General features: G+C 44.0%; 6 protein-coding genes. 2 read left to right on the top strand and 4 right to left on the bottom strand.

Translation table 11 applies throughout. From position 1 onward, the window contains the following. Nucleotides 1-72 precede the first annotated feature (72 nt). Entirely contained in the window at nt 73-567 is a 495-nt protein-coding gene (locus tag AB4232_RS19650) for a peptidylprolyl isomerase (protein ID WP_004734582.1), read from the bottom strand. 190 nt (nt 568-757) lie between these two features. On the opposite strand from AB4232_RS19650, the gene cysS reads away from it, so the two are divergent. Both cysS and AB4232_RS19660 read left to right on the top strand, forming a co-directional pair. Then, nucleotides 758-2143, top strand: coding sequence for a cysteine--tRNA ligase (cysS, locus tag AB4232_RS19655; protein ID WP_372087814.1), 1386 nt, complete (start codon nt 758-760; stop codon nt 2141-2143). A gap of 97 nt (nt 2144-2240) precedes the next feature. Beyond that, nucleotides 2241-2819 (top strand): thymidine kinase, encoded by a 579-nt coding sequence (locus AB4232_RS19660; RefSeq protein ID WP_009848795.1) that lies wholly within the window; start codon nt 2241-2243, stop codon nt 2817-2819. Between the two features lie 134 nt (nt 2820-2953). Here the strand turns inward: AB4232_RS19660 and AB4232_RS19665 are convergent, their stop codons facing one another. The 3 genes from AB4232_RS19665 to AB4232_RS19675 all read right to left on the bottom strand — a co-directional run bounded on the left by AB4232_RS19665 (nt 2954) and on the right by AB4232_RS19675 (nt 4823). Then, nucleotides 2954-3631, bottom strand: a complete 678-nt coding sequence (locus AB4232_RS19665) for a YdcF family protein (RefSeq protein WP_372087815.1) — start codon at nt 3629-3631, stop codon at nt 2954-2956. Beyond that, a complete protein-coding gene (locus AB4232_RS19670; RefSeq protein ID WP_372087816.1) occupies nt 3624-4478 on the bottom strand; it encodes an NAD(P)H-binding protein in 855 nt (284 codons plus the stop codon). The genes AB4232_RS19665 and AB4232_RS19670 overlap by 8 nt, the downstream gene beginning before the upstream one ends. Before the next feature lie 114 nt (nt 4479-4592). Continuing rightward, nucleotides 4593-4823, bottom strand: coding sequence for a TIGR02647 family protein (locus AB4232_RS19675; RefSeq protein WP_009848792.1), 231 nt, complete (start codon nt 4821-4823; stop codon nt 4593-4595). Between the last annotated feature and the right edge of the window lie 31 nt (nt 4824-4854).

The following is a 4854-nucleotide window of genomic DNA, read 5'->3' on the forward strand; positions in this document are numbered from 1 at the left end:
TGTATAAATCCCCAGCAACTCGCTGCAAAAATCAGCTCAAAAGGTCAATACGCCCTAATCGAAAGCAAGTGATTAAGCTTCGATTGTAGTACCAGTGATGATCACTTCTTCTAGAGGTACGTCTTGGTGCATACCCATAGAACCAGTGCTAACACCTTTGATCTTGTTTACGATGTCCATGCCTTCAACAACTTCTGCGAATACACAGTAGCCCCAACCGTCTAGGCTTTCGCTACGGAAGTTTAGGAAAGAGTTGTCGTTAACGTTGATGAAGAACTGAGAGCTCGCTGAATGCGGTTCCATAGTACGAGCCATTGCTAGCGTACCCACTTTGTTCGCTAGGCCGTTGTTTGCTTCGTTCTTGATAGTCGCGCGAGTTGTTTTTTCTTTAAGGCCAGAAGTCATGCCGCCGCCTTGAACCATGAAACCATCGATAACACGGTGGAATAGCGTGTTGTCGTAAAAACCGTCACGGCAATACTGTAGGAAGTTTGCGCTTGTTTCTGGTGCTTTTTCTTCGTTAAGTTGAACTTTGATGTCACCAAAATTTGTGTGAAGGATGATCATGATTGTTACCTTACTGTCTTTTTAATATGAAGTTCGAATTCTAGCGCATGTTGGCGGACTTTCAAATCACCAAATCATTAACTTAACTCGGATGTTTGAGGTAATTCCTGCTTTGGGGGATTACCTATTAAGGTATGACTTGTTATACTGCGATCTTATTTTTGATTAATCCATAAAATAGATAGAGATCATGCTGAAGATATATAACACGCTCACAAGACAGAAAGAGGAATTCAAACCAATTACAGCTGGCAAAGTCGGTATGTATGTCTGTGGGGTAACCATATACGATCTCTGTCATATTGGTCATGGCCGTACGTTCGTTTCATTTGACGTGGTAACTCGTTACCTTCGTTACCTTGGTTACGATTTGAACTTCGTTCGTAACATCACAGATATTGATGACAAAATCATCAAGCGCGCTAACGAAAACGGCGAGTCTTGTGAATCTCTGACTGAGCGTCTAATCGGCGAAATGCACGCTGATTTCGATGCGTTGAACATGAAGCGTCCAGACGTTGAACCTCGTGCAACGGAATTCATCACTGAAATCATCGAACTTGTTGAAAAGCTGATTGAACGTGGCTACGCATATGTTGCAAGTAACGGCGACGTAATGTTCGAAGTTAAGAAGTTCGAAGAATACGGTAAGCTTTCTAAGCAAGACCTTGATCAGCTTCAAGCTGGCGCTCGTGTTGACATAGACTCTGCAAAACGTAGCCCGCTAGATTTCGTTGTTTGGAAGATGTCTAAGCCAGGTGAACCAACATGGGAATCACCATGGGGTCCAGGTCGTCCAGGTTGGCACATTGAATGTTCAGCAATGAACTCGTCTATTCTTGGCAATCACTTCGATATTCATGGTGGTGGTTCGGATCTACAGTTCCCGCACCACGAGAACGAAATCGCACAATCTTGCTGTGCACATGGCACCCAGTATGTGAATACTTGGATGCACAGTGGCATGGTGATGGTAGACAGAGAAAAAATGTCTAAGTCACTGGGTAACTTCTTCACTATCCGTGACGTACTTCAGCATTACGATGCAGAGACAGTTCGTTACTTCCTAATGTCTGGTCACTACCGTAGTCAACTAAACTACAGCGAAGATAACCTAAATCAGGCTCGTGCATCACTTGAACGTCTCTATACATCACTTCGTGGTCTAGACGTTACCGCAGCCCCTGCTGGTGGTGAAGAGTATGTGACTCGTTTCTCTACAGCGATGAACGATGATTTCAACACACCTGAAGCTTATTCAGTGCTGTTTGAAATGGCTCGTGAAATCAACCGTATCAAGACTGAAAGCATAGAAAAAGCAAGTGCACTAGGTGCGTTGATGCGTGAACTGGCAGACATCATCGGTATTCTTCACCAAGATCCAGAAGCGTTCTTGCAAGGCGATGCAGCAGGTAACGATGACGAAGTCGCTGAAATCGAAGGCCTAATTAAGCTACGTAATGACTCTCGCGCTTCGAAGGATTGGGCAAATGCCGATCTTGCACGTGATAAGCTGAACGAGCTAGGTATTGTTCTGGAAGATGGTCCAGAAGGTACGACTTGGCGTCGTAAGTAAATCTTATAAAAAGGGCTGATTTTCAGCCCTTTTTTCTAGCAAAAATTCTCTAATTTCACCTTTTTATCTTCAACTTTTAATTAACAGGAATATTTCTGTGGCTCAGATGTATTTTTATTACTCGGCAATGAACGCGGGTAAATCAACAACGCTTCTTCAATCTTCATTCAACTACCAAGAACGTGGTATGACACCAGTGATTTTTACGGCTGCATTAGATGATCGCTATGGTATCGGTAAAGTGAGTTCACGAATTGGTCTTCAATCTGAAGCTCAATTGTTTAAAAACGACACCAATATGTTTGAGGCAATTCAAAAACTCAACGAAGAAGAAAAGCGTCATTGTGTATTGATCGATGAGTGTCAGTTCTTATCGAAAGAGCAGGTTTACCAACTAACAGAAGTGGTTGATAAGCTGCACATCCCTGTACTTTGTTACGGTTTGCGCACTGACTTCTTGGGTGAATTATTTGAAGGTAGCCGCTACTTGTTGTCTTGGGCTGACAAATTAGTAGAACTTAAAACAATTTGCCACTGTGGCCGTAAGGCCAATATGGTAATTCGTACAGATGAGCACGGTGTGGCAATTGCTGAAGGTGACCAAGTCGCTATTGGTGGCAATGACCAATATGTTTCGGCTTGCCGTTTACATTATAAAGAAGCGTTAGGTAAATAAGCAGCTCTTTGGTTAATTCTTCTTAAGTGAATAAAGCTGAAATCAACAAGCTCAAGTAATAGCTAGAATAAGAAACGGTGGCCAAGTGCCACCGTTTTTGTTTTCTGAAAAAGAGTATTGCGTGACTTAAAGTTTTATTCGAAACCCAGCTTCTTCAATGCTTGATAGGCATGGTCAACGTCGTCAGGGATGGGCATCTCAATTTGAAAGCCCTGAGCGGGGTAGGATTTGATTCGCTCATAATCAGCAATCAATGCACCTAACACCATGTCTAACGGCAACTCTTCGTTAAAGTAATCATCCCAGTCTTGCCATTGTGAAGTGACTTGAATCTCGGTAACTTCGTCAGGCCACTGTTTAGCAAACGTTGCGTAAGTGCGTTTCTCCATAAAGGGCTTCTGAACTAGGGTCAGCCGTTTAGGTGATAATCCTCGCTGATCCAGTAGCTCGTAGGTAAACCGTACATTTTCCCCAGTGTTTGTCGCGTGCTTCTCAATGATAATGTCAGAGTCAGGTACGCCAGCGTCTCGTGCGATAGCCGCGAATGTTTCAGCCTCTGAGCGTTCAAAACTGCCTTCAGTAAAGCGTCCCACACCGCCAGAAAATACGATATAAGGCGCCACACCTTGGTGATAGAGCTCAGCAGCGTATTCAGCAACGCGAGTATCGTTACTGCACAGCACAAATATACAATCTGAAGGCGTGATGTCATGACCCATCGACATGAAGTTCCAAAGGGTGTCGATCGAGTGATATAGCTTACCCTTTGAGTTCTTTGTTACAGGTTGCTTAGCTATGGATTGCTTAGTCATAAAGAGCGTCCAATGTGGAATCGAATTTAAACGAGTAACCTAAACCGAGGATCTTTTTAGAAGAGATCAGCTTGTCTGGGGTATCGACAATAGGAGGGAGTGGCTCGCTGCTATTGGCACTTTTTAATGCTGCTGCGTAGAACTCTGCCTTGCTCACTGTATTTGGTGTGGTGACATTTACGATTTCATTGTGCAGTTGATTGATGGCGAAATCGACCGCACCAATCGCATCATCAAGGTGAAGCATGTTGGCAGGAGCTTGAGTACTAACCTGCTTCAATTTACTTGCAAACCTCGATGGGTGACGGTTCGGGCCAATTAATCCACTGAAACGAAGAATGGTGTAATCGATGCCGGAATCCATCACCAGCTGTTCAGCTTTCAGCATCACGCGTGCATTGTCCGAAAATGCGGATGCTTGCTCGTTTTCTGAGGTAGAAAGAGTGAGTGAGGCGTCTTGCTCGTACAGAACTCCGGGCTTGGTTGGGTATACCGTCGTCGAACTGACCATAATGAGCTTTTTCACGTTAGCCTTCTGGCAAGCCCTGGTCAGTTGTTGCCAATAGTCGGCGTACTCGACACCAGCGCCTTTTCTAAAGCCGGGAGGAAAGCTACCAATCACTATCTCAGTATTGTTTTCCAATAGGAGTGAGTAGAGTTGGCCAATAGAGCGTTCAGGTTGTATTGCATCAAAACTGAATACTTCACAAGGAATGCGTTCGTTGCCAATAGCGTCAGCGCCTTCTTGGGTAGTCTTCGTCACGACGACTTGGTTATCATGTTTTTCTAAATGTTCAGATAAAGGTGCACCGACCCATCCTGCACCAACAATAAATATAGAAGCCATGTGTTCCTCACAACTGCAAATGACGAATTTACAATAAGCCTAACAAACCTTTGCCCAAAAATGAAAAAACTCCACGGCCGAAGCGAGTGGAGTTTTTACTAGAACCGTGGAGTTTTAGTTCAGTACGCGAAGTAACTTGTCTGCGCGCTCTGCCATCTGGATACCTTCATCTGTTAGGTAACCACCGTCTGGCTGAGTGCAAAGATTCTTTTCGAATAGGCGCTTAACAGCGTCTTGAGTTTCTTGAGCAGCCTCTTGATGAACTTTAATTCCAGTAGCGGCGCTACTTACATCAAATTGAAGAAGGAGGTTTAAATCAGCAATATGTTCAGCGTTGTACTTCATAATTAACCTATATATTCATAACGTTCTCTAC

It is taken from the genome of Vibrio sp. 10N.286.46.A8 (genome assembly GCF_041470165.1).
GTDB lineage: Bacteria > Pseudomonadota > Gammaproteobacteria > Enterobacterales > Vibrionaceae > Vibrio > Vibrio tasmaniensis_A.